Annotated in this window: 21 protein-coding genes; 13 read left to right on the top strand and 8 right to left on the bottom strand. The window is 72.4% G+C overall.

Features of this window, described 5'->3' with window-relative positions; genetic code table 11:
- Window positions 1-1,311 (top strand): MFS transporter, encoded by a 1,311-nt coding sequence (locus tag ACIQZN_RS11930; RefSeq protein ID WP_403991117.1) that lies wholly within the window; start codon window positions 1-3, stop codon window positions 1,309-1,311.
- 48 nt (window positions 1,312-1,359) lie between these two features.
- On the opposite strand, the gene ACIQZN_RS11925 is transcribed toward ACIQZN_RS11930, so the two are convergent.
- Complete coding sequence (locus ACIQZN_RS11925) at window positions 1,360-1,596, bottom strand: hypothetical protein (RefSeq protein ID WP_266540799.1); 237 nt, start codon at window positions 1,594-1,596, stop codon at window positions 1,360-1,362.
- 58 nt (window positions 1,597-1,654) lie between these two features.
- Between ACIQZN_RS11925 and map the strand changes: the two genes are divergently transcribed.
- On the top strand, window positions 1,655-2,512 hold the full coding sequence (gene map, locus ACIQZN_RS11920; RefSeq protein ID WP_403991114.1) for a type I methionyl aminopeptidase: 858 nt from the start codon (window positions 1,655-1,657) through the stop codon (window positions 2,510-2,512).
- A gap of 157 nt (window positions 2,513-2,669) precedes the next feature.
- Window positions 2,670-3,332, top strand: a complete 663-nt coding sequence (locus tag ACIQZN_RS11915; RefSeq protein ID WP_403991111.1) for a heme oxygenase (biliverdin-producing) — start codon at window positions 2,670-2,672, stop codon at window positions 3,330-3,332.
- Window positions 3,333-3,339: 7 nt separating this feature from the next.
- Here ACIQZN_RS11915 and ACIQZN_RS11910 read toward each other — a convergent pair whose 3' ends face one another.
- From ACIQZN_RS11910 to ACIQZN_RS11900, 3 genes are all read right to left on the bottom strand, one after another.
- Entirely contained in the window at window positions 3,340-4,011 is a 672-nt protein-coding gene (locus ACIQZN_RS11910) for a PhzF family phenazine biosynthesis protein (protein ID WP_403991109.1), read from the bottom strand.
- 81 nt (window positions 4,012-4,092) lie between these two features.
- Window positions 4,093-5,637 (bottom strand): HtaA domain-containing protein, encoded by a 1,545-nt coding sequence (locus ACIQZN_RS11905; protein WP_403991106.1) that lies wholly within the window; start codon window positions 5,635-5,637, stop codon window positions 4,093-4,095.
- Window positions 5,638-5,703: 66 nt separating this feature from the next.
- A complete protein-coding gene (locus ACIQZN_RS11900; protein WP_403991103.1) occupies window positions 5,704-7,116 on the bottom strand; it encodes an HtaA domain-containing protein in 1,413 nt (470 codons plus the stop codon).
- A 145-nt stretch (window positions 7,117-7,261) separates the two neighbouring features.
- Between ACIQZN_RS11900 and ACIQZN_RS11895 the strand changes: the two genes are divergently transcribed.
- The 7 genes from ACIQZN_RS11895 (at window position 7,262) to ACIQZN_RS11865 (ending at window position 14,725) form a co-directional block, all read left to right on the top strand.
- Window positions 7,262-8,326 carry a hemin ABC transporter substrate-binding protein gene (locus ACIQZN_RS11895; protein ID WP_403991100.1) on the top strand — a complete coding sequence of 355 codons (1,065 nt, stop codon included), beginning with the start codon at window positions 7,262-7,264 and terminating at the stop codon, window positions 8,324-8,326.
- Entirely contained in the window at window positions 8,323-9,420 is a 1,098-nt protein-coding gene (locus ACIQZN_RS11890; RefSeq protein WP_403991097.1) for a FecCD family ABC transporter permease, read from the top strand. The genes ACIQZN_RS11895 and ACIQZN_RS11890 overlap by 4 nt, the downstream gene beginning before the upstream one ends.
- Complete coding sequence (locus tag ACIQZN_RS11885; protein ID WP_403991094.1) at window positions 9,417-10,256, top strand: heme ABC transporter ATP-binding protein; 840 nt, start codon at window positions 9,417-9,419, stop codon at window positions 10,254-10,256. Before ACIQZN_RS11890 ends, ACIQZN_RS11885 begins: the two co-directional genes overlap by 4 nt.
- A gap of 191 nt (window positions 10,257-10,447) precedes the next feature.
- Window positions 10,448-11,584: an iron uptake system protein EfeO gene (gene efeO, locus ACIQZN_RS11880; RefSeq protein WP_403991091.1), complete on the top strand. Its 1,137-nt coding sequence runs from the start codon at window positions 10,448-10,450 to the stop codon at window positions 11,582-11,584.
- A 23-nt stretch (window positions 11,585-11,607) separates the two neighbouring features.
- Window positions 11,608-12,873, top strand: coding sequence for an iron uptake transporter deferrochelatase/peroxidase subunit (gene efeB, locus ACIQZN_RS11875; protein ID WP_403991088.1), 1,266 nt, complete (start codon window positions 11,608-11,610; stop codon window positions 12,871-12,873).
- Between the two features lie 30 nt (window positions 12,874-12,903).
- The gene (gene efeU / locus ACIQZN_RS11870) at window positions 12,904-13,872 is read left to right on the top strand and encodes an iron uptake transporter permease EfeU (protein ID WP_403991085.1); all 969 of its coding nucleotides are present in this window, start codon (window positions 12,904-12,906) and stop codon (window positions 13,870-13,872) included.
- The gene (locus tag ACIQZN_RS11865) at window positions 13,823-14,725 is read left to right on the top strand and encodes a hypothetical protein (protein WP_403991617.1); all 903 of its coding nucleotides are present in this window, start codon (window positions 13,823-13,825) and stop codon (window positions 14,723-14,725) included. Before efeU ends, ACIQZN_RS11865 begins: the two co-directional genes overlap by 50 nt.
- A gap of 25 nt (window positions 14,726-14,750) precedes the next feature.
- On the opposite strand, the gene ACIQZN_RS11860 is transcribed toward ACIQZN_RS11865, so the two are convergent.
- On the bottom strand, window positions 14,751-15,497 hold the full coding sequence (locus ACIQZN_RS11860; RefSeq protein WP_403991082.1) for a bifunctional DNA primase/polymerase: 747 nt from the start codon (window positions 15,495-15,497) through the stop codon (window positions 14,751-14,753).
- Window positions 15,498-15,801: 304 nt separating this feature from the next.
- On the opposite strand from ACIQZN_RS11860, the gene ddaH reads away from it, so the two are divergent.
- A complete protein-coding gene (gene ddaH, locus ACIQZN_RS11855) occupies window positions 15,802-16,617 on the top strand; it encodes a dimethylargininase (RefSeq protein WP_403991079.1) in 816 nt (271 codons plus the stop codon).
- Here ddaH and ACIQZN_RS11850 read toward each other — a convergent pair.
- Both ACIQZN_RS11850 and ACIQZN_RS11845 read right to left on the bottom strand, forming a co-directional pair.
- A complete protein-coding gene (locus ACIQZN_RS11850; RefSeq protein ID WP_403991076.1) occupies window positions 16,614-17,612 on the bottom strand; it encodes a small ribosomal subunit Rsm22 family protein in 999 nt (332 codons plus the stop codon). The genes ddaH and ACIQZN_RS11850 overlap by 4 nt on opposite strands.
- 31 nt (window positions 17,613-17,643) lie before the next feature.
- Entirely contained in the window at window positions 17,644-18,942 is a 1,299-nt protein-coding gene (locus tag ACIQZN_RS11845; protein ID WP_403991073.1) for a multidrug effflux MFS transporter, read from the bottom strand.
- 78 nt (window positions 18,943-19,020) lie between these two features.
- Between ACIQZN_RS11845 and ACIQZN_RS11840 the strand changes: the two genes are divergently transcribed.
- Complete coding sequence (locus ACIQZN_RS11840; RefSeq protein ID WP_403991070.1) at window positions 19,021-20,019, top strand: Gfo/Idh/MocA family protein; 999 nt, start codon at window positions 19,021-19,023, stop codon at window positions 20,017-20,019.
- Here ACIQZN_RS11840 and ACIQZN_RS11835 read toward each other — a convergent pair.
- Window positions 20,016-21,644 carry an alkaline phosphatase D family protein gene (locus ACIQZN_RS11835; RefSeq protein ID WP_403991067.1) on the bottom strand — a complete coding sequence of 543 codons (1,629 nt, stop codon included), beginning with the start codon at window positions 21,642-21,644 and terminating at the stop codon, window positions 20,016-20,018. The genes ACIQZN_RS11840 and ACIQZN_RS11835 overlap by 4 nt on opposite strands.
- Window positions 21,645-21,883: 239 nt before the next feature.
- Here ACIQZN_RS11835 and ACIQZN_RS11830 point away from each other — a divergent pair, with 239 nt between their 5' ends.
- Complete coding sequence (locus ACIQZN_RS11830) at window positions 21,884-22,666, top strand: SDR family oxidoreductase (RefSeq protein ID WP_403991064.1); 783 nt, start codon at window positions 21,884-21,886, stop codon at window positions 22,664-22,666.
- Window positions 22,667-22,707 lie beyond the last annotated feature (41 nt).

Genomic DNA, 22,707 nt, shown 5'->3' with positions numbered 1-22,707 from the left:
GTGACCTCTCGCACCTCCCTCGCCGCCAGGCTGGCCGCTCTGCTCCCCGACCTCGCGCCCTGGCGGTCATCGGCCGACTTCCGGTTGCTGTGGGTGCAGGGCATCGTCACCTTCTTCGGCAGCTCCATGGCGCTCATCGCGCTGCCGCTCCAGATCAAGGACCTCACCGGCTCCCCGCTCGCCGTCGGCGCGATGGGCGCGGTGGAGCTGGTGCCGCTCGTCATATGCGGGCTGTACGGGGGCGCCCTCGCCGACGCCGCCGACCGGCGGAAGATCATCCTGGCCACCGAGGCCGGGCTCGGGCTGCTCGCGGTGGTCCTGCTGGTGAACGCGGCCCTGCCCGACCCGATGCTGTGGCCGCTCTACGTGGTCGCGGGCGGGGTCTCCGCGCTCGCCGGGCTCCAGCGGCCCGCGCTCGACTCGCTGATGGCCCGGATCGTGCCGCACGACCAGCTTCCGGCGGCCGCCGCGCTGAACTCGCTGCGCTGGCAGGCCGGGGCGATCATGGGCCCGTCGCTGGCCGGTCTGGTGGTGGCCTACGCCGGGCACGCCACCGCCTACTCCATCACCGTGGTCACCTTCGCCGCATCGGTCCTGATGTGCCGCAGGCTCTCTCCCGCGCCGCCCGCCGAGAAGGGGCGGAAGCCGTCGCTGCGCGGCATCGTGGAGGGCGCCAGGTACGCCTGGAGCAGGCCGGTGCTCCTCGGGACGTACGCGATCGACATGGCCGCGATGTTCTTCGCGTTCCCCAACACGATCTTCCCGTTTCTCGCGGACGAGCTGGACGCAGATTGGTCGCTCGGCCTGATGTACGCGGCGGGCTCGGTCGGCTCGCTGGTGCTCGGCCTGACCAGCGGCTGGACCTCGCGGGTGCGCCGGCACGGGCTGTTCGTCGTGTGCGGCGCCGCCGTCTGGGGGCTCTCGATCGCGGCGGCCGGCTGGTTCGGCAATGTGTGGCTGGTGCTGGTGTGCCTCGGGTTCGCCGGGGCGGGCGACATGCTCAGCGGGCTCGGCCGGTCGACCATCTGGAACCAGACCATCCCGGAGGGGCTGCGCGGCCGCCTCGCGGGCATCGAGGTGCTCTCGTACAGCGTCGGACCGCAGCTCGGCCAGGTCCGGGCGGGTGGCATGGCGGGGTGGACGGGGACCCGGCCGGCGATCTGGACCGGTGGCGTGGCCTGCGTCGCCTCCGTGGCGCTGCTCGCGGCGGCGCTGCCCAAGCTGCTCACGTACGACTCCGAGACGGACGAGGACGCGCTGCGCCGGCGCGCCCAGCACACGGCGGGACTGGACGTGGAGCCGGCGGCCTGAGCCCGGGGGCCGGCCGCCGGGAAGGCCCCTACAGGCCCCGCACCCCCGTCAGCCCGCCGCCCCGTCCTCGTCCGGGCCCTTGCGGTCGTGCCACTTCGGGTCCGTGTCCCACTCCAGGTTCCGTTCCTGGGCGGTCTCCATCGCGTGCTGCGCCTCCTGCCGGGAGGCGTACGGGCCGAAGCGGTCCTTGGCCGGGCACTCGGGGCCCTCCTCGACCTTCTTGTGCTCCAGGCAGTAGAACCACTCGCCCGGCTTGCCGACCGTGCGCTTCTTGAACAGGGCCATCATCGGTTCCTTTCCTCTGTGCCATCGTGCCCCGGACACGCTGGTTAGACTCGCTGGCATGTCTGGCCAGTCGCTGCTCGTACCAGGGGAGATCACTCCCGTCCGTTCCGTGCCCGGAAACATCCGGCGCCCCGAGTATGTGGGCAAGCCGGCGCCGACGCCGTACACAGGGCCGGAGGTGCAGGACAGCGACACCGTCGAGCGCATGCGCATCGCGGGGCGGATCGCCGCGCAGGCGATGGCCGAGGCCGCCAAGCACATCGCCCCGGGCGTCACGACGGACGAACTCGACCGCGTCGCGCACGAGTTCATGTGCGACCACGGGGCCTACCCGTCGACGCTGGGCTACCGCGGATTCCCCAAGTCGCTGTGCACCTCGCTCAACGAGGTGATCTGCCACGGCATCCCGGACTCCACCGTGCTGCGCGACGGCGACATCGTGAACCTCGACGTGACCGCGTACATCAACGGGGTGCACGGCGACAACAACGCGACGTACCTCTGCGGCGACGTGGACGAGGAGTCGCGACTGCTGGTCGAGCGCACCGAGGAGTCGCTGCGGCGCGCCATCAAGGCCGTGAAGCCGGGGCGCCAGATCAACGTCATCGGGCGGGTCATCGAGTCGTACGCGAAGCGCTTCGGGTACGGCGTGGTCCGGGACTTCACCGGGCACGGGATCAACACCTCGTTCCACTCCGGGCTCATCGTGCCGCACTACGACAGCCCGCACGCGACGACCGTGATGCAGACCGGCATGACGTTCACCATCGAGCCGATGCTGACCCTCGGCAGCCACGACTACGACATGTGGGACGACGGCTGGACCGTGGTGACGAAGGACCGCAAGCGCACCGCGCAGTTCGAACACACGCTCGTGGTGACGGAGACCGGCGCGGACATCCTGACCCTGCCGTAACGCCCCGACCTGCCCGCTTCCGAAACGGCCGTCCCTTCCGGGCGGCCGTTTTCGTTTCCGCGCAGTTGCCGACAGGGCGTCGGCAAACAGTTGACTTAGGTTTGCCTAAGTAGGAGGATCAGGGTACTTCCCGTCCCCTCGGCCCCGGAGGTCCGCCTTGGACGCAACCGTCACCGCCACTCCCTTCTCGACGCTGATCCGCATCGCGTCCCACGAGCAGCACACCGAGGCGGAGACCTCGACGTTCATGGGCGACCTGCTCGGCGGGCGCCTCGGCGTCGACGCGTACGCGCGCTACACCGAGCAGCTGTGGTTCGTGTACCGCGCACTGGAGGAGGGCGCCGGGGCGCTGGCCTCGGACCCCGTGGCGGGGCCGTTCATACAGCCCGAGCTGATGCGCACCGCCGAGCTGGAGCGCGATCTCGCCCATCTGCGGGGCGAGGGCTGGCGCGAGGGCCTGGCGCCGCTGCCGGCCACCGCCGCGTACGCCGAGCGGGTCGCCGAGTGTGCCAGGACCTGGCCCGCCGGATACATCGCGCACCACTACACGCGCTACCTGGGCGACCTGTCGGGCGGTCAGATCATCCGGGACAAGGCGGAGAAGACCTGGGGCTTCGCGCGCAAGGGCGACGGGGTGCGGTTCTACGTCTTCGAGGAGATCCCCAACCCGGCCGCCTTCAAGCGGGGTTACCGCGAGCTGCTGGACGCGGTGAACGCGGACGACCTGGAGAAGCGGCGGATCGTGGACGAGTGCAAGCGCGCCTTCGCGCTGAACACCGCCGTGTTCCGGGAGCTGGGCGAGGACTTCCGCGCCGCCTGACCGTCCGTCAGCCGTGGTGGGTCAGGACCACCCTGCCGCCGATCTCCACCGTGCCGTCCGGCGCGGGCGCCGTGAGGATCTGGGAGCCGCGGCCCTGTGTGATGTTGAGCGCGCGCCCGAGGTGCGCGCTCAGCAACAGGGCCGCGGCTCCCGTCGCTTCGTCCTCGGTGATCCCATCGTCCCTGCGCGGAAACGCCCGCGCCCGTACGCGCCCCGCCGCCTCCTCCTCCCACGCCCAGGCGTACAGCCAGCCCTCGCCGGGCGGCGGTGCGGGGAGCGCGTCGACCTCGGCGGCCGAGGCGTACTGCTTCAGGGTGCGCGGCGGCGCCCACTCCGGGCGGGCGGTGATCCAGCAGAACTCCCCGTCGTGGCGGGCGAACACGTCGCCCACCTCCAGCTCCAGGACCTCCAGGTCGAGCAGCCAGGCGGCGCCGACGACGGGGTGCCCGGCGAACGGCAGCCGGAGCCCCGGGGTGTAGATGTCGAGCCGGCCCCGCTCGGGGTCGTCCACGAACACGGTCTCGCTGAAGCCGAGCTTCCCGGCGAGCTCCTGCCGGTCCGCGCGGTCGGGGATGCGGCGCCCGTCGCGTACGACACCGAGGGCGTTGCCGTGCCGGCCGTCCGGGCCGCAGAACACGCGGAGGATGTCGGTGCCGGCGGGTACGTCGTAGTCGCTCACGCCCGCATTCAAGCACCCGCCCGGGTACCGGCCCCAACGGAAGGGCCGGTACCCGGGCGGTGTCGTCCGGTGTGCGGTGGGTCAGGCGGTGGTGCGGCGACGGCGCGCCACGACGACCGCTCCGGCACCGGCCGCCACGATCAGGCCCGAGGCGGCGAGCAGCGAGCCCGTGGGCACGTCGGAGCCGGTGGAGGCGAGGGCGCCCGAGCCGCCGACCGTGCCGGCGCCGCCGACGCTGCCGCCGCCGGTGGAGGAACCGCCGGTCGTGGAACCGCCGGTCGTGGAGCCGCCCGTGGTGGAGCCGGTCGGGAGCGTGGCGTCCTTGTCGAGGGAGACCGCGACGGTCAGCGCGTCGAGCGCCTCGCCCGCCTGGTACATCCCGCCGAACGCCTTGGTGGCGCCGGCGGAGGTCAGGGTCGCCGGGACGCCGGAGAGGGTCACCACACCGTCCTTGGCGGCGAGCTTGCCGGCGGGCAGCTTCAGGTCGGCGACGGCCAGACCGGTGTACGTGGTCACCTTCTTGGTCGCACGGTCCTTGGAGGAGACGTCGGCGAGCAGCGTGCCCTTGGAGCCGGAGACCTGGACCTTCAGGTGGGACAGCGACAGGTCGAGGGTGTAGGCGCCGTCCTCCTGGTGGCCGAGGAAGCGGACCTTCCCGCCGAAGGTGGCCTTGAGGTTCTGCCCGGCGGCGTCGAAGGTACCGGTGGCGTCGGGGAAGCGGTAGCCGCCCGCGGTGGCCTTCGCGCCGGACGTCGTCTCGACCTTGCCCTGGGCGATGGGGCCGGTGACGTAGGAGCGGAAGGAGGCGCGCACGCCCCAGTCCAGGGTGCCGTCCACGATGTCGCCCGACTCGGCGGCCGGCTTGTCGGTGGCGGTGGCGGTGGGGCTGGGCTTGGCCGTCGGCTTGGTGGTGGGCTTCCCGGTCGGCTTCTCGGTGGGCTTTTCCGTGGGCTTCTCGGTCGGCTTGTCCGTCGGCTTCTCAGTGGGCTTCCCGGTCGGGGCCGCGGCCGCCGTGACGGTGAGCGTGGCCGGGTCCAGCACCTCGCCCTCCTTGTACTGCCCGTTGAACGCCTCGGAGCCGGCCTTGGTCAGCTTGGCCGGGATGTCCTTGAAGACCATCGCACCGCCGGCGCCCTGGCCCGGCTTCACCGCCGAGAGGTCCAGGTCCGCGACGGCGACGTCGTTCTGGGTGCCCTGCGGGGTGGCCACGTCGGCGGTGATGGCGCCGCCCGTGCCGAGGGTGGAGACCTTGACGTCGGAGAGCGTGATGTCCAGGACGCCGCCGTGCGCGGAGAAGTTGACCCCGCCCTCGAACGCGGTGTCGGTGGCGTGGGTGCCGGTGTCGTAGGTGCCCTTGCCGTTGACGAACGTGAAGACGCCGTTGTTCTCGGCCTGCTTCGCGCCGTCCTTGACGGTGATCTTGCCGGCGCCGCCGATGTACCGGCGGAAGGACTCCTTGAAGCCCCAGTCCAGCGTGCCGTCCTTCAGCTCGATGGTCGGCGCGGCGCCGGTGGCGTTCGGCGCGGAGCGGTCGGCCGCGAGCGCGGGGAGGGCGAGTGCGGCGCCGAGGGTGGCAGCGGTGGCGACGGCTGCGGCGAGGGTTATGGGGCGGCGGGTGGCTGCCATGGTCGGGGTCTCCTCAGAGATGAACAGGTGTACGGGAGTGATGGGGGGGACGGGTGGTGCGGGGGGTCAGGAAGAGGCGTCCGGCGTCGCCCGGTTGCGGCGTACGAGCAGCAGCACGGTGACCGCGGCGGCGGCGAGCAGTCCGGCGCCGCCGAGGGTCAGGTAGAGCCCGGTCCGGGAGTCGTCGTCCTCCTCGGCCGCCGTGGGGACGGTGGCCGCCTTCGCCGCCGGGCTGCCGGTCGGCTCGGGCGAGGCGGAGGCGTCGCTGCCCAGGTCGGGCAGGGCGGGGAGCTGGGCCTTCGCGTCGGTGGCCACGGCGAGCGAGACCGGGTCCATCGCGGTGCCCGCCTTGTAGAGCGAGCCGAAGACCTTCGCGCCCTCGGCGGTCAGGGTGGCGGGTGCCTCGCTGAGGACCGCGAGGCCCTTCTTCGGCGCGAAGTCCTCGGCGGCGAAGGTGACGAGCGGGACGGACCCGGTGGCCTTGCCGTCGCTCCGGACATCGGCGCTCAGCGTGCCCTTGCCGGACTTCAGGGCGACCGCGAACCGGGACAGCTTCAGATCGAGGCCGTCGTGCGCGGTGAAGCGGACGCTGCCCGCGAAAGCGGCCGTCAGGGTCTTCCTCCCCGGGTCGTACGTGCCCTTCCCCTTCGGGAAGCGGAAGAGCGCGCCGCCGTCCTGGGCGCCGCCGGAGAGGGTCCACTCGCCCTGACCGATCGAGCCGGTGACGTACTCGCGGAAGGTGCGGCGCACGCCCCAGTCGACGGCGGCGTCCTCGAAGCGGCCGGCCGTGGACTTCTTCTTCGGCTCGGCGCTCCCGCCCGGCTTCGCGGGGGACTCGGAGGGTTTCGCGGCCTGGCCCCTGGTGTCCACGGAGAGGCTGACCGGGTCCAGGGGCGTGCCGGCGGTGTAGTAGCCGGCGAAGGACTTGGCGCCCTGCGCGGTCAGCGTGGCCGGGATGTTGGTGAGGGCGACGGGGGTGGTACCGCCCCGCATGTCGATCCCGGACAGGCCGAGCGTGGCCAGCGGGACCTGGGCGGCGGTGGTGACGCGCCCGCTGCCGCGCTCCTTGCTGGTCATGTCCGCGTACAAGGTGCCGCTGCCGCCCTGGATGCGGACGGTGGGGCGGCTGATGGTGAGGTCCAGCTCGTAGGAGCCGTCCGACTTCTTGTGGCCGGTGAAGCGGACGCCGCCCGAGAAGCCGGCCCGGAAGGCGCCGGTCGCCGGGTCGTACGAGCCGGTCGCGGAGTGGAAGCGGAACTGGCTGCCGCCGACCGTGGCGGCGCCGCCGGTCAGCCCCCAACTCCCCTGGGCGATCGGCCCGGTGACGTAACTCTGGAACGAGGACTTGATGCCCCAGTCCAGCCGTCCGCCCTGCACCGTGCGGCTCGCCGCCTGCGCGGCGGTGGCCGGGAGCAGCGCACCCGGCAGGACCGCGAGCAGCGCCACGGCGAGCAGGCGGGCAGGTCTGAACGATGGCATGGAACCCCTCCGAGGGCTAGCAACTCAGGTAAGGCTAACCTAAGGTATGAACATCCTGTGCCGGTACCCCTTCCGTCACATTCTTCGCAGACCACCACCAACTGCTCGCCGTAGTACGAGCCGTAGAACGACAGGACGGTGCCCCGTGCGCTGCACGCAGGACTTCGCCCCACCGGGCCGTGGCGCACGGCGTACGCGCACCCTGGCGACCGCCCTCGCGCTCGCCTCGGCCCTGCTCCTGGCCGGCTGCGGCGGTACGGACGCTCCCTCGGCGAAGTCCGCCGCCACCGGGGCCTCCTCGGGGGCGGACGCGGACCGGATCGAACCGCTGACGGGCACCGCCGCGCCCAAGCTCCCGGTCACCGTGGACTCGGCGGACGGCAAGCGGACCACCATCACCTCGGCGGACCGGATCGTGCCGCTCACCGGCAGCCTGAACGAGATCGTGTTCACGCTCGGGCTCGGCAAGCGGGTCGTGGCCCGTGACATCACCGCCACCTTCGAACAGGCCGAGAAGCTGCCCGTGGTGACCCGTGCCCACGACGTGTCGGCGGAGAGCGTGCTGTCCCTGAAGCCCACCGTGGTCCTCGCGGACACCACGACCGGTCCGGCGGAAGCGATCGGCCAGATCCGGGACGCCGGGATTCCGCTCGTGGTGGTCGAACCCGCGAAGGACCTGTCCGACGTGGGCCGCCGGATCGACACCGTGGCCGCCGCCCTCGGCGTACCGAAGGCCGGGGAGACCCTGAAGAAGCGGACGCAGGACCGTATCGACGCCGTACGCGAGTCGGTTCCCGCACCGGCCGACGGGAGCGGGAAGCCGCGCGTCGCCTTCCTGTATCTGCGCGGCTCCGCCTCCGTCTATCTGCTGGGCGGCCGGGACTCCGGGGCGAGTTCGCTGCTGGAGGCGGCGGGGGCGGTGGACGCGGGCAAGGCGTCCGGGCTGAAGAAGGACTTCACCGCCATCACCAGCGAGGCCCTGGCCAAGGCCGCCCCCGACGCGATCCTCGTCATGACGAAGGGGCTGGAATCGGTCGGCGGGATCGACGGCCTGGTGAAGATCCCGGGCGTCGCGGAGACCCCGGCCGGGATGGACCGGCGCATCGTCTCGATCGACGACGGCGTGCTGCTGAACTACGGCCCGCGCACCGACCGCGTGTTGAGCGAACTGGTCGAGCAGCTCTACCCGGAGAGCGGTGTGGACCAGTGACGGCTTCCTGCGAGATCCCCGCCAAGACTGCCGGACCCGGGGCTCCAGCGGCCCTGCCCCGGGCCCGGCGCTCCACCGCTTTCACGCTCACCGCCGGACTCCTCGCCGCCCTGGTCGTGGGCTGTCTGCTGTCCGCCGGACTCGGCGCGTACAGCATCCCGCTCGGTGACGTCCTGGCGTCCGTGCAGCACCGGATCGGGCTGGGCGGGCACGCGCTCGACCGGGTCGGCGAGAGCGTCCTGTGGAACGTACGGCTGCCGAGGGTCGTCCTCGCGCTGCTCGTCGGCGGCTCGCTGGGGTGCGCCGGGGCCCTGATGCAGGGCGTGTTCGGCAATCCGCTCGCCGAGCCCGGGGTCATCGGGATCTCGGCCGGCGCGGCGGTCGGCGCGGTCGCCTCGATCGCGCTCGGGCTGAGTTTCTTCGGCAACTGGACGATCACGGTCTGCGCGTTCGTCGCCGGCTTGCTGACCGTGCTCCTCGTCTACGCGCTGTCGCGGTCGGGCGGGCGGACCGAAGTGGTGACGCTGATCCTCACCGGGATCGCGGTCAACGCCTTCGCGGGCGCACTGATCGGCCTGTTCATCTTCTTCGCGGACAACGCGCAGATCACCCAGATCACCTTCTGGCAGCTCGGCTCGCTGGCCCAGGCCACCTGGCCCAAGGTGCTCGCCGTCCTGCCGTGCGCGGCGCTGGGGCTGCTGATCGCCCCCTTCTACGCGCGCAAGCTGGACCTCCTGGCACTCGGCGAGCGGCCCGCCCGGCATCTGGGCGTGGACGTGGAGCGGCTGCGGCTGGTGCTGGTGCTGGTCGTGGCGCTGCTGACGGCGGCGGCCGTGGCGGTCGCGGGGATCATCTCGTTCGTCGGGCTGCTCGTCCCGCATCTGCTGCGCATGGCGAACGGGCCCGGGCACCGCTTCCTGGTGCCGGGCAGCGCGCTCGGCGGCGCCCTGGTGCTGGTCGCGGGCGATCTCGCGGCCCGGACCGTCGCGGACCCGGCGGAGCTGCCGCTCGGGGTGCTGACCGCGCTCTTCGGCAGCCCGTTCTTCTTCTGGCTGCTGCGCAGGACCCGTCGTAAGCAAGGTGGTTGGGCATGAAGACCCTCCGGAAGCTGCTCGCCCCGCACACCCGGCAGCTGCCGGTGCCCGTGCCCGCCGGGACACCGGCCGCCGAGGTGACAGGGCTACGGGTCCGGCTCGGCGGACAGCAGGTGCTGGACTCGATCGACCTGACGGCGTACGCGGGCGAGGTGCTGGCCCTCGTCGGCCCGAACGGGGCCGGGAAGTCCACGCTGCTCGCCGCGCTCGCCGCCGACCTGCCCGCCGAGAGCGGCGCCGTGCGCATCGACGGGCGGCCGGTCACCGACTGGTCCGCGCCCGAACTGGCCCTGCGCCGGGCGGTCCTGCCGCAGACAGCGGCCCTCGCCTTCCCGTTCCCGGTGGAGGAGGTCGTCCGGATGGGCCGGGCGCCCTGGGCCGGGACGGACCGCGCCGACGAGGACGATCCGGCGGTCGCCGAGGCGATGGCGGCCACCGAGGTCACCGGGTTCGCCGGGCGCCCCTTCTCCGCGCTGTCGGGCGGGGAGCGGGCGCGGGTGGCGCTGGCCCGGGTCCTGGCGCAGCGGGCCCCGCTGCTGCTGCTGGACGAGCCGACGGCCGCGCTGGACCTGCGCCACCAGGAGCTGGTGCTGCGGATCTGCCGGGAGCGGGCCGCCGCCGGGGACGCGGTGGTGGTCGTCCTGCACGACCTGGGTCTGGCCGCCGCCTACGCGGACCGGGCGGCCGTCCTGCACGAGGGGCGCATCGCGGTGGCGGGCCCGCCGGGCGAGGTGTTCTCCGGTGAGCTGCTCGGCCGGGTCTACCGGCAGCCGGTGGAGGTGTTCCCGCATCCGCGGACCGGGGTGCCGCTGGTGGTCCCCGACCGCACCGCTTGACCTGTGCATTACCTGTGCGGGGTACGTCCATGGGTCGGCCGTGATCCGGCCGTTTCCGGGCCCGCACAGTGAGAGCTGAATCACTGCGCGGGTGGGTATCGGACAGGTAAGCCTCGGCTAAGTTAGGTCCGCCTCACCCACCTTTGTCCGAGCCTTCCCGTCTTCTTTCTTCATCCTCAAGTGGAGCCCGTATGCGAGCCGTTCGTCTCTCCGTCGTCACCGCCGCCGCCACCGCGGCCGCTCTGACCGCCGTCACGGGCTGCGCCGAGAAGAGCGACGGCAAGGGCGACGGGGCCGTCCAGGTCGTCGCCAAGGACGACTCCTGCGCGGTCTCGAAGAAGAAGCTGCCGGCCGGGCACATCGAGCTGGCCGTGCAGAACAAGGGCTCCAAGGTCACCGAGGTCTACGTCCTCTTCCCGGACGACCGCATCGTCGCCGAGCGCGAGAACATCGGCCCCGGCACCAAGGCCACGATCACGGCCGAGATCAAGGCCGGTTCGTACGAGATCGCCTGCAAGCCCGGCATGAAGGGCCACGGCATCCGGCAGAAGATCGAGGTCAGCGGCGGCAAGGCGGCCAAGCGCAGCCCCGAGATGGACAAGGCCGTCGCCGCGTACCGCACCTATGTGCAGGCGCAGGCCGACGAGACCCTGCCGAAGGTCAAGGTCTTCACGGACGCCGTCGCCGCCGGGGACATCGAGGCCGCGAAGAAGGCGTACGCGAACTCCCGCATCGGCTGGGAGCGCACCGAGCCGGTCGCCGAGTCCTTCGGCGACATCGACCCGAAGGTCGACGTGCGGGCGGACGGCCTGGAGGACGGCCAGAAGTGGACCGGCTGGCACCGCCTGGAGAAGGCGCTGTGGCAGGACAAGAAGCTCGGCACCGAGGAGAAGGCCCTCGCGCCGGTCCTCCACAAGGACCTGACCGACTGGCAGAAGCGCGTCGGCACCGCCGACATCACCCCGACCTCGATGGCCAACGGCGCCAAGGAGCTCCTGGACGAGGTCGCCACCGGCAAGGTCACCGGTGAGGAGGAGCGCTACAGCCACACCGACCTGGTCGACTTCAAGGCCAACGTCGAGGGCGCCGAGCAGTCCTACCAGCTGCTGAAGCCGATCGCCTCGAAGAACGACGCCACGCTCACCGCCACCCTGGACAAGCGGTTCGCCGAGCTGAACAAGCTGCTTGAGAAGTACCGCGCGAACCCGTCCTCGTACGACTTCACCTCCTACGAGAAGGTCGGCAAGGCGGACCGCAAGGAGCTGTCGGACGCGGTCAACGCGCTGGCCGAGCCGCTGTCCAAGCTGGCCGCCGCGGTCACGAAGTAACCGGCCGGAAAGAGGCTCCGGGCATGACCGAGGAGACCCGCGAGGCACCCGCCGACGGCAGCGCCCCGTCGCGCCGCGCGCTGCTGGGCTGGGGCGGTGCCGGGCTCGCGCTCGGCGCCGCCGCGGCCGGCGTGGGCGTCGCCGCGGCCCGCTCCGGTGACGACGGCCGGGCCACCGCCGCGGACAGCGGCGCCGCGGTGCCGTTCCACGGGGCGCACCAGGCCGGGATCGCCACCGCCGTCCAGGACCGGCTGCACTTCGCCGCGTTCGACGTGACGACGAAGGACCGGGCCGAACTGGTCGCGCTGCTCAAGGAGTGGACCCGGGCGGCCGAGCGGATGACCGCCGGGCACGCGGTCGGCGACGGGGCGTACGGGGGTCTGCCCGAGGCGCCGCCGGACGACACGGGCGAGGCGCTGGGGCTGAGGCCGTCCCGGCTGACGCTGACCATCGGCTTCGGGCCCTCGCTGTTCGCGAAGGACCGGTTCGGTCTCGAAGGGCGGCGGCCCGAGGCGCTGGTGGACCTGCCGAAGTTCCCCGGTGACAACCTCGACAGGGCCCGCAGCGGCGGCGACCTGTGCGTCCAGGCGTGCGCGGACGACCCGCAGGTGGCGGTGCACGCCATCCGCAATCTCGCCAGGATCGGCATGGGCCGCGTCGCGATCCGCTGGTCGCAGCTGGGCTTCGGCAAGACGTCCTCGACCACGCCGGACGCGCAGACCCCGCGCAACATGCTCGGTTTCAAGGACGGCACCCGGAACATCTCCGGCACCGACACCGCCGCCCTCGGCAAGCACGTGTGGGTCGGGGACGGGGACGGGCCCGGCTGGATGACCGGGGGTTCGTACCTGGTGGCCCGGCGCATCCGGATGCACATCGAGACCTGGGACCGCACCTCGCTCCAGGAGCAGGAGGACGTCTTCGGCCGCGACAAGGGCGAGGGGGCGCCGGTCGGCAGGTCGAAGGAGCGCGACGAGCCGTTCCTGAAGGCGATGCTGCCGACCGCGCATGTGCGCCTCGCCCACCCGGACAGCAACGGCGGGGCGACGATCCTGCGCCGGGGCTACTCCTTCACGGACGGCACCGACGGCCTCGGCCGGCTCGACGCGGGGCTGTTCTTCCTGGCCTACCAACGCGACACCCGCAAGGCGTTCGTTCCCCTGCAACGGCGCCTGGCGGCACACGACGCACTCAACGAGTACATCCAGCACGTGGGTTCGGCGCATTTCGCCGTCCCGCCGGGCGTCCGCGACAAGGACGACTGGTGGGGCCGGGCGCTGTTCTCGTAACGGGACTCGAAGCGGAAAGGGAACCGAGACGTGTTCAGCAACTTCCTGATCGGGCTGCGTGAGGGCCTTGAGGCCAGCCTGGTCGTCTGCATCCTCATCGCGTACCTGGTGAAGACCGGCAACCGCGACAGGCTGCTGCCGATCTGGATCGGTGTGTCGATCGCGGTCGTCGTCAGCCTGGGCTTCGGCGCCGGTCTTGAGTTCGGCTCGCAGGAGATGACGTTCAAGGCGCAGGAGGCGCTGGGCGGTTCGCTGTCCATCGTCTCGGTGGGCCTGGTGACGTGGATGGTCTTCTGGATGCGGCGGACCGCCCGCCATCTCAAGGCGGAGCTGCACGGCAAGCTGGACGCGGCGCTCGCCATGGGCACCGGCGCGCTCGTCGCGACCGCGCTCCTGGCGGTCGGCCGGGAGGGCCTGGAGACCTCGCTGTTCGTGTGGCGGGCGGTGCACGCGGCGGACGACGGCTGGCATCCGATGATCGGCGCGGTGCTCGGCATCCTCACGGCGGTCGTGCTGGGCTGGCTGTTCTACCGGGGCGCGCTGAAGATCAATCTGGCGAAGTTCTTCACCTGGACCGGCGGGATGCTGGTGGTCGTCGCCGCGGGTGTGCTGGCGTACGGCGTGCACGACCTCCAGGAGGCGGAGTTCCTGGGCGGCCTGCAGGACCGGGCGTTCGACATCAGCTCCACGATCCCGCCGGACAGCTGGTACGGGACGCTGCTGAAGGGCACGTTCAACTTCCAGCCGGACCCCACCGTCCTCCAACTCACCGTCTGGGCGCTGTATCTCGTCCCGACCCTCGCGCTGTTCCTGTCCCCGGTAGGGTTCGGACGGTCAGTGGCGACGGATCAGAAGGCGCGGAAAGCAGCGGATGAGAAGTCTGGGGCCGGTGCGGCGGGCGGCGGGGCTCGCGGTGGCGACGGTGCTGAGCCTGACGGCGAGCGGGTGCGTGACGGTGCACGGCGAGCGGGAAGTCGTACCGGCGGCGACGAGGACTGAGGCCGCCCGGGCGCTGAAGGAGTTCACCGCCGCGTACAACGCAGCCGACAAGGCGTACGATCCGGCGCTGGACGCGGACGTGGTGACGGGCTCGCTCGGCGCCGTCAACCAGGCGGGGCTGAAGGCCCGGCACCGGATAGCGCCCACCGGCAACTCCCGGCACCAGCCGCTGAAGCTGACCGACGCCCGTTTCGTCATCCCCGAGAAGGCGGGCTGGCCGCGCTGGTTCCTCGCCGACACGGGCGCCAACCGCGATACGGACGGGAGCGGGCGGAACAGCCGCTGGCTGCTGGCCTTCACGAAGACCGGCCCCGGCGCGGGCTGGAAGGCCGCCTATCTGTCGGTCGTCACGAAGAACCAGCTGCCCGCCGTCGCGAAGGACGCCGCACCGGTCGCGGCGGACGGACCGGGCCTGGCCGTGGCCCCTCGCGATCTCGGCACGCGCTACACGCAGTACCTCCAGAAGGGCGCCCCGGACGTGTTCGCGCCGGGGGCGGCCACCTCGGAGTGGCGGGAGGCGCGGCTGAACACCCGGCGGGCCGGGTTCTCGTACCAGTACGCCGACCAGCCGCTGGACGCCGGTGCGTACGCCCCGCTGGGGCTGGTCACCGAGGACGGCGGGGCGCTGGTCTTCTTCAGCAGCCGGCACTTCGAGCGGCAGACCGCCGCGCGGGGGCTGCGCCCGGCGGTCGATCCCGATGTGGAGGCGCTGCTCACCGGTGAGGTGAAGAGCACGCTGACCAAGGAGCGGGTCTCCAGCCAGCTGGTGTACGTGCCGAAGAAGGGCGCCGGCACGGGCCGGGTGACCGTGCTCAGCCGGCTGCCGGGGCTGACCTCGGCGAAGGGCTCGTAAGGGCTGTCATGACCCCGCGCCCCGGCTACCGGCGCAGCGGCCAGGCCACCGATTCGTGGTCGACCTCGCTCTGGCCCTCGGAGCCGACGAACCGCGCGCAGGCGTCGGTCAGGGTCTCCAGGAGCGTCAGCGGGTCGGGCAGCGGGTGCTCGGGGCCGCGCAGCCAGGCGACGTCCAGCTCACCGGGGAGCTGGGCCGGGGGGAGCAGGACATAGCTGCCCCGGCAGTGCCAGCGCAGGCCCGGGTGCTCGTCCATCGTCTCGGGGTGGCAGTCCAGCTCGCACGGCCACCACTCGTCCTCGTCCTCCGGGGTGCCGCGGGTCGCGGTGAAGAACAGCATCCGGTCGTCGCCGGAGCGGGCCACCGGGCCGACCTCGACCCCGGCGGCGAGGAGCCGCTCCAGGGCCTGCTCACCGGCGGCCAGCGGGACGTCCAGGGCGTCGTGGATCATGCCGGTCGCGGTGATGAAGTTGGCCTGCGGCTGGCTGCGGGCCCAGCGCTCGATCTGGGCGCGGTCGGTGGTGGACTGCGTCTGCCAGGCGAAGGAGAGCGGATGGCGGGCCGGGGTGGGACAGCCGATGCGTTCGCACGAACATCGGTAGCCGACCGGATGTGCGGCGGGTGCGATCGGCATTCCGGCCTCGGCGACAGCGAGGAGCAGCGCCTCCCGTGCGGTCTCGTCGACCTCACGCTGCTGCGGCTTGGGTCGTCGCCGCAGCCACTGGGAAATCTTGCTCTCTGAGCCGCGATTACGGCCGAAATCGGCGCCCATCTATCCCCTTGCCTTTGCGTTGCCCCTGCCCATGGTCCCACCATCCTGCGCCTCGGGTGGCCAGAGTCCGGAAGCGGGGTGGGACGGCCGATGCCGCGCGGGGGGCACTATCACACGCTTTGTCATGAAAGAGCACGTGTGGTGACCAGGAAGGACATGTCCTGGGGTCCGCGTCCGCGCGAACCACCCGTTCGGACCACAGCGCCGGGGCCCCGGACGGCGCACCATGAGTGCACGCACACACCCGTGCGACGCACCGGCCGCAGCGGCCACCAGCCGCCGCGACGATTCGTGGGGAGTCCCGATGCCTCGTGAAGCCACACCCCGGCACTACCTGATGTGTGCCCCTGCCCACTTCAAGGTGACGTATTCCATCAATCCGTGGATGGATCCCACCAAGCCGGTCGACCTGCCGCTGGCGCAGACCCAGTGGGAGGACCTGCGCGACCGCTACCGCGCCCTCGGCCACACCGTCGACCTGCTGGAGCCGCAGCCGGAGCTGCCGGACATGGTCTTCGCGGCGAACGGGGCCACGGTGATCGACGGCAGGGTGCTGGGCGCCCGCTTCGCGTACCAGGAACGGTTCGAGGAGGCGGCCGCGCACCGGGACTGGTTCCTCGGCCACGGCTTCACCGAGGTCCACGAGCCGGACCACGTCAACGAGGGCGAGGGCGACTTCGCGGTGACCGCCTCCTATGTGCTGGCGGGCCGTGGTTTCCGGTCGTCGCCGCTCTCGCACGCGGAGGCGCAGGAGTTCTTCGGGCGCCCCGTGATCGGCCTCGACCTGGTGGACCCGCGCTACTACCACCTGGATACGGCCCTGAGCGTGCTGGACGAAGCGGCCGACGAGGTCATGTACTACCCGCCCGCCTTCTCGCCGGGCAGCCGGGCGGTCCTCGCGCGGCTCTTCCCGGACGCGCTGATCGCCGGCGATGCGGACGCGGCGGCGCTCGGTCTGAACGCGGTGAGCGACGGGCTCCACGTACTGCTGCCGCAGGCCGCGACGGGGCTGTTCGACCCGCTCCGGGCGCGGGGCTTCGAGCCGGTGCCGATGGACCTGAGCGAGCTGCTCAAGGGCGGCGGCAGCGTGAAGTGCTGCACGCAGGAGCTGCGGATCTAGTCCGCGTCCTCCGGGGGCGGCCAGGGGTCGCCCCAGTCGGTGTCCCGGGCGGCGCGGTACAGGGCGCCGTGCCGCTTGGTGACCGTGTCGCGGCGCAGGCCCTCCTCGCGGGTGCAGAGGTCCAGGAGCACCTGCCCCTTGCGGATCTGGGGCCTGCGGACGACCCGGGCGGCCACGGGCAGGGGCGTGAACCGGGTGGCGACGACGTAGCTGAACTTCTCGTCCTCGTACGCCAGTGAGCCGCCCTTGACCTGCCGGTGCAGCGAGGAGCGGCTGACCCGGGCCGAGAAGTGGCACCAGTCGGTGCCCGGCTCGATGGGGCAGGCGCCGCTGTGGGGGCAGGGCGCGGCGACGGTGAGCCCGGCGGCGGTCAGGCGGTCGCGGGCCTCGATGATCCGGGCGTAGCCGCCGGGGGTGCCGGCCTCGACGACCACGACGGCCTGGCCGGCCCGGGCGGCGGCGTCGATGAGCGCGGTGCGGGCGGGGGCGGTGAGCTCGTTGAGCACGTAGGAGATCGTGACCAGGTCCGCCGGGGCGAGGTCGAGGTCCTCGCCGATGCGGGCCCGCCGCCAGTCGGCGGTGCGCAGGGCGGGCGCTCCGGAGGCGGCGGCCAGTTCGCGGCCGAGGGCGAGCGCGGGCTCGGCCCAGTCCAGGACGGTGGTGCGGTGGCCCTCCCACTCCCCCGCGACGGCCCAGCTCGCCGCCCCGGTGCCGCCGCCGACGTCGGTGTGCGTGGCGGGCGCCCAGTCGGGGGCGGCCTCGCGGAGCGCGCCGAGGGCGGACCGTACCGCCTCGTAGGTGGCGGGCATCCGGTACGCCGCGTACGCGGCCACGTCCGAGCGGTCGCGGAGCACCGGGGCGTCGGTGGGAATCGTGCCCCGGTAGTGGGCGATGAGCCGGTCGACGGCCTGGCCGGCCTGCTTGGGCGGCAGCCCGTCCAGGAGTCCGGCGAGGGCCGCGCGCAGGGCGGCCGCGGTGGGGAGGGTGGCGATCACCGGTGAATTGTAGGCGGGGCGGGGGCGCCCGTCAGATCGCCGAGGGACGCTGCCAGGGGCGGCACAGGCCGAGGAAGCAGACCAGCGCGCCGGCCGCGCAGACCAGCTGGACGACGGCCATCGGGACCGCGGTCTCCTCGCCGGCGATGCCGACGAGCGGGGAGGCGATGGCGCCGATCAGGAACTGCGAGGTGCCGAGCAGCGCGGAGGCCGATCCGGCGGCGTGCTTGGTGCGCATCAGGGCCTGGGCGTTGGTGTTGGGCATCGCGAGGCCCATCGCCGACATCAGCACGAAGAGCCCGGCGGCCACCGGCACGAGACCGACGTCGCCGAAGACCCCGGAGGTCATCAGGAGCAGGGCGGTCGCGGCGGCCACGATGACGACGAGACCGAAGGTGAGGGCCTTGTCCAGGCTGACCCGGCCGACGAGCAGCTTGCCGTTGATCTGGCCGACCGTGATCAGCCCGACGGAGTTGATGCCGAACAGCAGGCTGAAGGTCTGCGGTGAGGCGCCGTAGATCTCCTGGACGACGAACGGCGAGGCGCTGACGTACGCGAAGAGGGCCGCGAAGGCGAGGCTGCCCGCGACCATGTAGCCGGTGAAGACGCGGTCGGCGAGCAGGCCGCGCATGGTGCGCAGGGCGTCGCCGACGCCCCCGGTGTGGCGCTCGGCGGGCGGCAGGGTCTCGCCGAGCCACTTCCAGACGACGAAGGTGAGCAGCAGGCCGACGCCGGTCAGCACGCCGAAGATGCCGCGCCAGTCGGTGAGCCGCAGGACCTGGCCGCCGATGACCGGGGCGATGACGGGGGCGACGCCGGAGATCAGCATCAGCGTCGAGAAGAACCGGGCCATCGCGACGCCGTCGTACATGTCGCGGACCACGGCGCGGGAGATGACGATGCCGGCCGCGCCCGCGAGCCCCTGGAGCAGGCGGAAGGCGATGAGGAGCCCGGCGGACGGGGCGAAGATGCAGAGCGCGGTGGCCAGGACGTAGACGGCCATGCCGAGGAGCAGCGGGCGGCGCCTGCCCCAGCGGTCGCTCATCGGTCCGACGACGACCTGGCCGAGCGCCATGCCGGTGAGGCAGGCGGTCAGGGTGAGCTGGACCGTGGCGGCGGGTGCGTGCAGCGAGTCGGTGACGGCGGGGAGCGCCGGGAGGTACATGTCCATCGACAGCGGCGGGAGCGCCGTGAGGCCGCCGAGGACGAGGGTGACGAGGAGGCCGGTGCGCCGGGCGGCGGTGGTGGCTCTGCCGGTTGGAGGAGTCCCTTGCGGGGTGGTGTCGGTGGTGCGTATGTGCGGGGCCCCGCTGAGGCCGCTCTCCGGCATTCTCGTCTCCATAGTTGTTGAATCCGGCTCTATGCTCTCAGCTCGGCGGGGATGGTCGACACCTTTTTGGGAGCGTGCATGAGCAGGACTGTCCGTTGGGGCGTGCTGGCGACCGGCGGGATCGCGGCGACGTTCACCGCCGATCTGCTGGCCATGCCCGGTGCGGAGGTGGTGGCCGTGGCGTCCCGCTCGGACGCCTCGGCGCGGGCGTTCGCGGAGCGGTTCGGGATACCGAGGGCGTACGGCGACTGGGCGGGTCTGGTCGCGGACGACGAGGTCGACGTGGTGTACGTGGCCACGCCGCACTCGGCGCACCGGGAGGCCGCCGCGCTCGCGCTGGAGGCCGGGAAGCACGTGCTGTGCGAGAAGGCGTTCACGCTGAACGAGCGCGAGGCGCGGGAGCTGGTGAAGCTGGCCCGGGACCGCGGGGTCTTCCTGATGGAAGCGATGTGGACCTACTGCAACCCCGTGGTCCGGCGCCTCACGGAGCTGGTGCGGGACGGGGCGATCGGCGAGATCCGGACCGTGCAGGCCGACTTCGGCTTCGCGGCGGACCTGGGCCCGGAGCACCGGCTGCGCGATCCCCGGCTGGGCGGCGGGGCGCTGCTGGACCTGGGCGTCTACCCGGTGTCGTTCGCGCAGCTGCTGCTGGGCGAGCCGGACCGGGTGCAGGCGGACGCCCTGCTGTCGCCGGAGGGCGTGGACCTCAACACCGGGATGCTGCTGGGCTGGGACTCGGGTGCCAACGCGCTGCTGTCCTGCTCGATCGTCGGGCACCACCCGACGGCCGCGACGGTGATCGGGACCGCCGGGCGGATCGACATCCCGCACAGCTTCTTCCACCCGGAGGGCTTCGTGCTGCACCGGGCGGGCGCCGAGCCCGAGGAGATCACCTCGGGCCCGGGGCCGCAGGGGCTCTCGGGGATGCAGTACGAGGCGGCCGAGGTGATGCGGGCGGTCCTGGCCGGTGAGACGGAGTCCCCGCTGGTGCCGCTGGAGGGTTCACTCGCGGTGATGCGGACGCTCGACGCGGTCCGTGACCGCATCGGCGTCCGCTACCCGGTGGACGCGGTCTAGGCCGGGTTCAGACCCGGGCGGCCGGCCTCGGTGACGTAGGAGCCGGCGGTGGTGACGGGGGCGCCCGGGGTGGTGACGGCGGAGACCGTACGGAAGTCGGCTCGGGCCGCCCGCTCCTGGAGGGTGACGACGGCGTAGCCGCGGCGGCCGTTGTAGAACTTCAGGTGCGGGTTGGCCGCCATCAGGTTGGTGTAGTTGGACGGCTTCTCCGAGCCGTCCTTCCCGCTGGTGATGGACGTGGTGACGATCTCGGTGCCGATCGTGCGCGACGCCGGGTCGTCGAAGTCCCGCTTGATGTCGAAGCCGTAGCTGACGTGCACATCGCCGGTGAGGACCATGAGGTTGTCCACGCCGACGCGCTCGGCGCCCTGGAGGATGCGGTCGCGGGAGGCCGGATAGCCGTCCCAGGAGTCCATGGAAAGCTTGAACGCGTCGGTGGGCACATCGCGCCGCTGGGCGAAGGTGACCTGCTGCGGCACGACGTTCCAGGTGGCGTGCGAGTGGCGCCAGCCGTCGATGAGCCAGCGCTCCTGGGTGGCGCCGGTCAGGGTGCGCCTCGGGTCCTCGGACTCCGGTCCGGGCGTCTGCCAGCCGTCGCCGTACGCCTGGTCGCTGCGGTACTGCCGGGTGTCGAGCACGTCGAACTGGGCGAGCCGGCCGAAGCTCAGGCGGCGGTAGAGCCGCATGTCGGGGCCGGTCGGCCGCTGGGGCGTGCGCAGCGGCTGGTTCTCCCAGTACGCGCGGTAGGCGGCGGCCCGGCGGATCAGGAACTCCTCCGGCGGCACGCTGTTCTCGGGGATGTCGCCCGCGTAGTTGTTCTCGGTCTCGTGGTCGTCCCAGGTGACGACGAAGGGGTGCGCGGCGTGCGCGGCGCGCAGGTCCGGGTCGGACTTGTAGAGGGCGTACCGCAGCCGGTAGTCCTCCAGCGTCTCCGTCTCCCGGTTGAACAGCGCGGGCAGCGTGCGGTCGGTGTAGTTGCGGGCGCCGCCGGTCGCGGTGACGGCGTACTCGTACAGGTAGTCGCCGAGGTGGAAGACGACGTCCACATCCTCCTGGGCGAGGTGCTGGTACGCGGTGAAGTAGCCGTCGTGGTACGCCTGGCAGGAGACGGCGGCCAGGGCCAGTTCGCGCTTACGGGCGCCGGGCGCCGGTGCCGTACGGGTGCGGCCGGCCGGGCTGGTCCACTGTCCGACACGGAAGCGGTAGTAGAAGACGCGGTCCGGGGCGAGGAACGGCACCTCGACGTGGACGCTGTGGTTGAACTCCGGGTGCGCGTACGTGGTGCCGCGGCGCACGACGCGGTGGAACCGCTCGTCGTACGCCAGCTCCCAGCCGACCTCGACGCGGGCGTCCGGGAGGCCGCTGCCGGGTTCGAACGGGCGGGGCGCGAGCCGGGTCCAGAGCAGCACGGAGCCGGGCAGCGGGTCGCCGGACGCGACGCCGAGCGTGAACGGGTCCTCGCCGATCCTCCGGGCCTCCATCTCGCGGGCGCTCGCGGTCCCGGCGGCGGGCAGGCCGACCGAGAAGGCGAGCGCGGCGGCGGCTCCGGTGACCGTGAGGAAGCGGCGGCGGTCGGTGTGCCGGGCGGCGTCGCGCAGCTCCTGCTGTGGCGATGAGTGCGTCATCTGTCCCTCCCCTGACTGGTGGTGTGGGGGAAGTCCAGCGGCCCGGCGCATCCGGAGGCTGACGTGTTCGCGTCGCGCGGGCGTCGTCCGGATGAGGAGTGCGGCAGGATGGTGCCCCCAGGGGCAAACTCCGCGTTCGCGGCGAAACCATGATCATCGTCCGGCCCCGTACGGGCGGGGGAATCGCCGGGGCCCCGCCCCGAATCACCCCGCCGGGGCTGCGCGTACGCTGCGGCAGCATGAGCAACAGTCTGTTGAATTCCGTGGAGGACTCCCCGTCGAAGGTGGCCGTGGTCACGGGCGCCGGCTCCGGGATCGGCCGCGCGGTGGCGCTCGCCCTGGCCGGCGCGGGCTGGTCGGTGGCGCTCGCGGGCCGCCGCCCCGGACCGCTCGCGGAGACCGCCGCGCTGGCCGGTCCCGAGGCCCGGATGATCACCGTCCCGGCCGATGTGACCCGCCCGGAGGACGTGGCCGCGCTGTTCTCCTCCGTACGGGAGTGGGCTGGCCGCCTCGATCTGCTCTTCAACAACGCGGGGACGTTCGGCCCCGGCGGGCCCGTCGAGGAGCTGGCGTACGAGGACTGGCGCGGGGTGGTCGACGTCAACCTGACGGGCGCTTTCCTGTGCGCGCAGGCGGCGTACCGGCAGATGAAGGAGCAGGACCCGCGGGGCGGGCGGATCATCAACAACGGTTCCATCTCCGCGCACACGCCGCGCCCGCACTCGGTGGCGTACACCGCGACGAAGCACGCGATCACCGGCCTGACGAAGTCGCTGTCGCTGGACGGGCGTCCGTACCGCATCGCCTGCGGCCAGATCGACATCGGGAACGCGGCGACGGACATGACGGAACGGATGCGGACGGGCACCCTCCAGGCCAACGGCGAACTGGCCGTGGAACCGGTGATGGCGGCCGACGACGTGGCCCGCACGGTGCTGCACATGGCGGGGCTGCCCCTGGAGGCGAACGTCCAGTTCGCGACGGTGATGGCGACGGCGATGCCGTACGTGGGGCGGGGCTGAGGGGGCGCGCCGGGGTCCGGTGCGCCCGGCCGGGAATGCCG

The organism is Streptomyces sp. NPDC097595 (genome assembly GCF_044761525.1).
In the GTDB taxonomy this organism is placed as follows: domain Bacteria; phylum Actinomycetota; class Actinomycetes; order Streptomycetales; family Streptomycetaceae; genus Streptomyces; species Streptomyces drozdowiczii_A.
The sequence above is the reverse complement of the archived record's forward strand: the minus strand, read 5'-3'. Positions and strand labels throughout refer to the sequence as shown.

Bases quoted from the DNA above. Each gene is read 5' to 3' on its own strand.
- ACIQZN_RS11925 (WP_266540799.1), bottom strand. From the start codon at position 1,596: ATGGCCCTGTTCAAGAAGCGCACGGTCGGCAAGCCGGGCGAGTGGTTC.
- map (WP_403991114.1), top strand. From the start codon at position 1,655: ATGTCTGGCCAGTCGCTGCTCGTACCAGGGGAGATCACTCCCGTCCGT.
- ACIQZN_RS11905 (WP_403991106.1), bottom strand. From the start codon at position 5,637: ATGGCAGCCACCCGCCGCCCCATAACCCTCGCCGCAGCCGTCGCCACC.
- ACIQZN_RS11900 (WP_403991103.1), bottom strand. From the start codon at position 7,116: ATGCCATCGTTCAGACCTGCCCGCCTGCTCGCCGTGGCGCTGCTCGCG.
- ACIQZN_RS11885 (WP_403991094.1), top strand. From the start codon at position 9,417: ATGAAGACCCTCCGGAAGCTGCTCGCCCCGCACACCCGGCAGCTGCCG.
- efeO (WP_403991091.1), top strand. From the start codon at position 10,448: ATGCGAGCCGTTCGTCTCTCCGTCGTCACCGCCGCCGCCACCGCGGCC.
- efeB (WP_403991088.1), top strand. From the start codon at position 11,608: ATGACCGAGGAGACCCGCGAGGCACCCGCCGACGGCAGCGCCCCGTCG.
- ACIQZN_RS11860 (WP_403991082.1), bottom strand. From the start codon at position 15,497: ATGGGCGCCGATTTCGGCCGTAATCGCGGCTCAGAGAGCAAGATTTCC.
- ddaH (WP_403991079.1), top strand. From the start codon at position 15,802: ATGCCTCGTGAAGCCACACCCCGGCACTACCTGATGTGTGCCCCTGCC.
- ACIQZN_RS11845 (WP_403991073.1), bottom strand. From the start codon at position 18,942: ATGCCGGAGAGCGGCCTCAGCGGGGCCCCGCACATACGCACCACCGAC.
- ACIQZN_RS11840 (WP_403991070.1), top strand. From the start codon at position 19,021: ATGAGCAGGACTGTCCGTTGGGGCGTGCTGGCGACCGGCGGGATCGCG.
- ACIQZN_RS11835 (WP_403991067.1), bottom strand. From the start codon at position 21,644: ATGACGCACTCATCGCCACAGCAGGAGCTGCGCGACGCCGCCCGGCAC.
- ACIQZN_RS11830 (WP_403991064.1), top strand. From the start codon at position 21,884: ATGAGCAACAGTCTGTTGAATTCCGTGGAGGACTCCCCGTCGAAGGTG.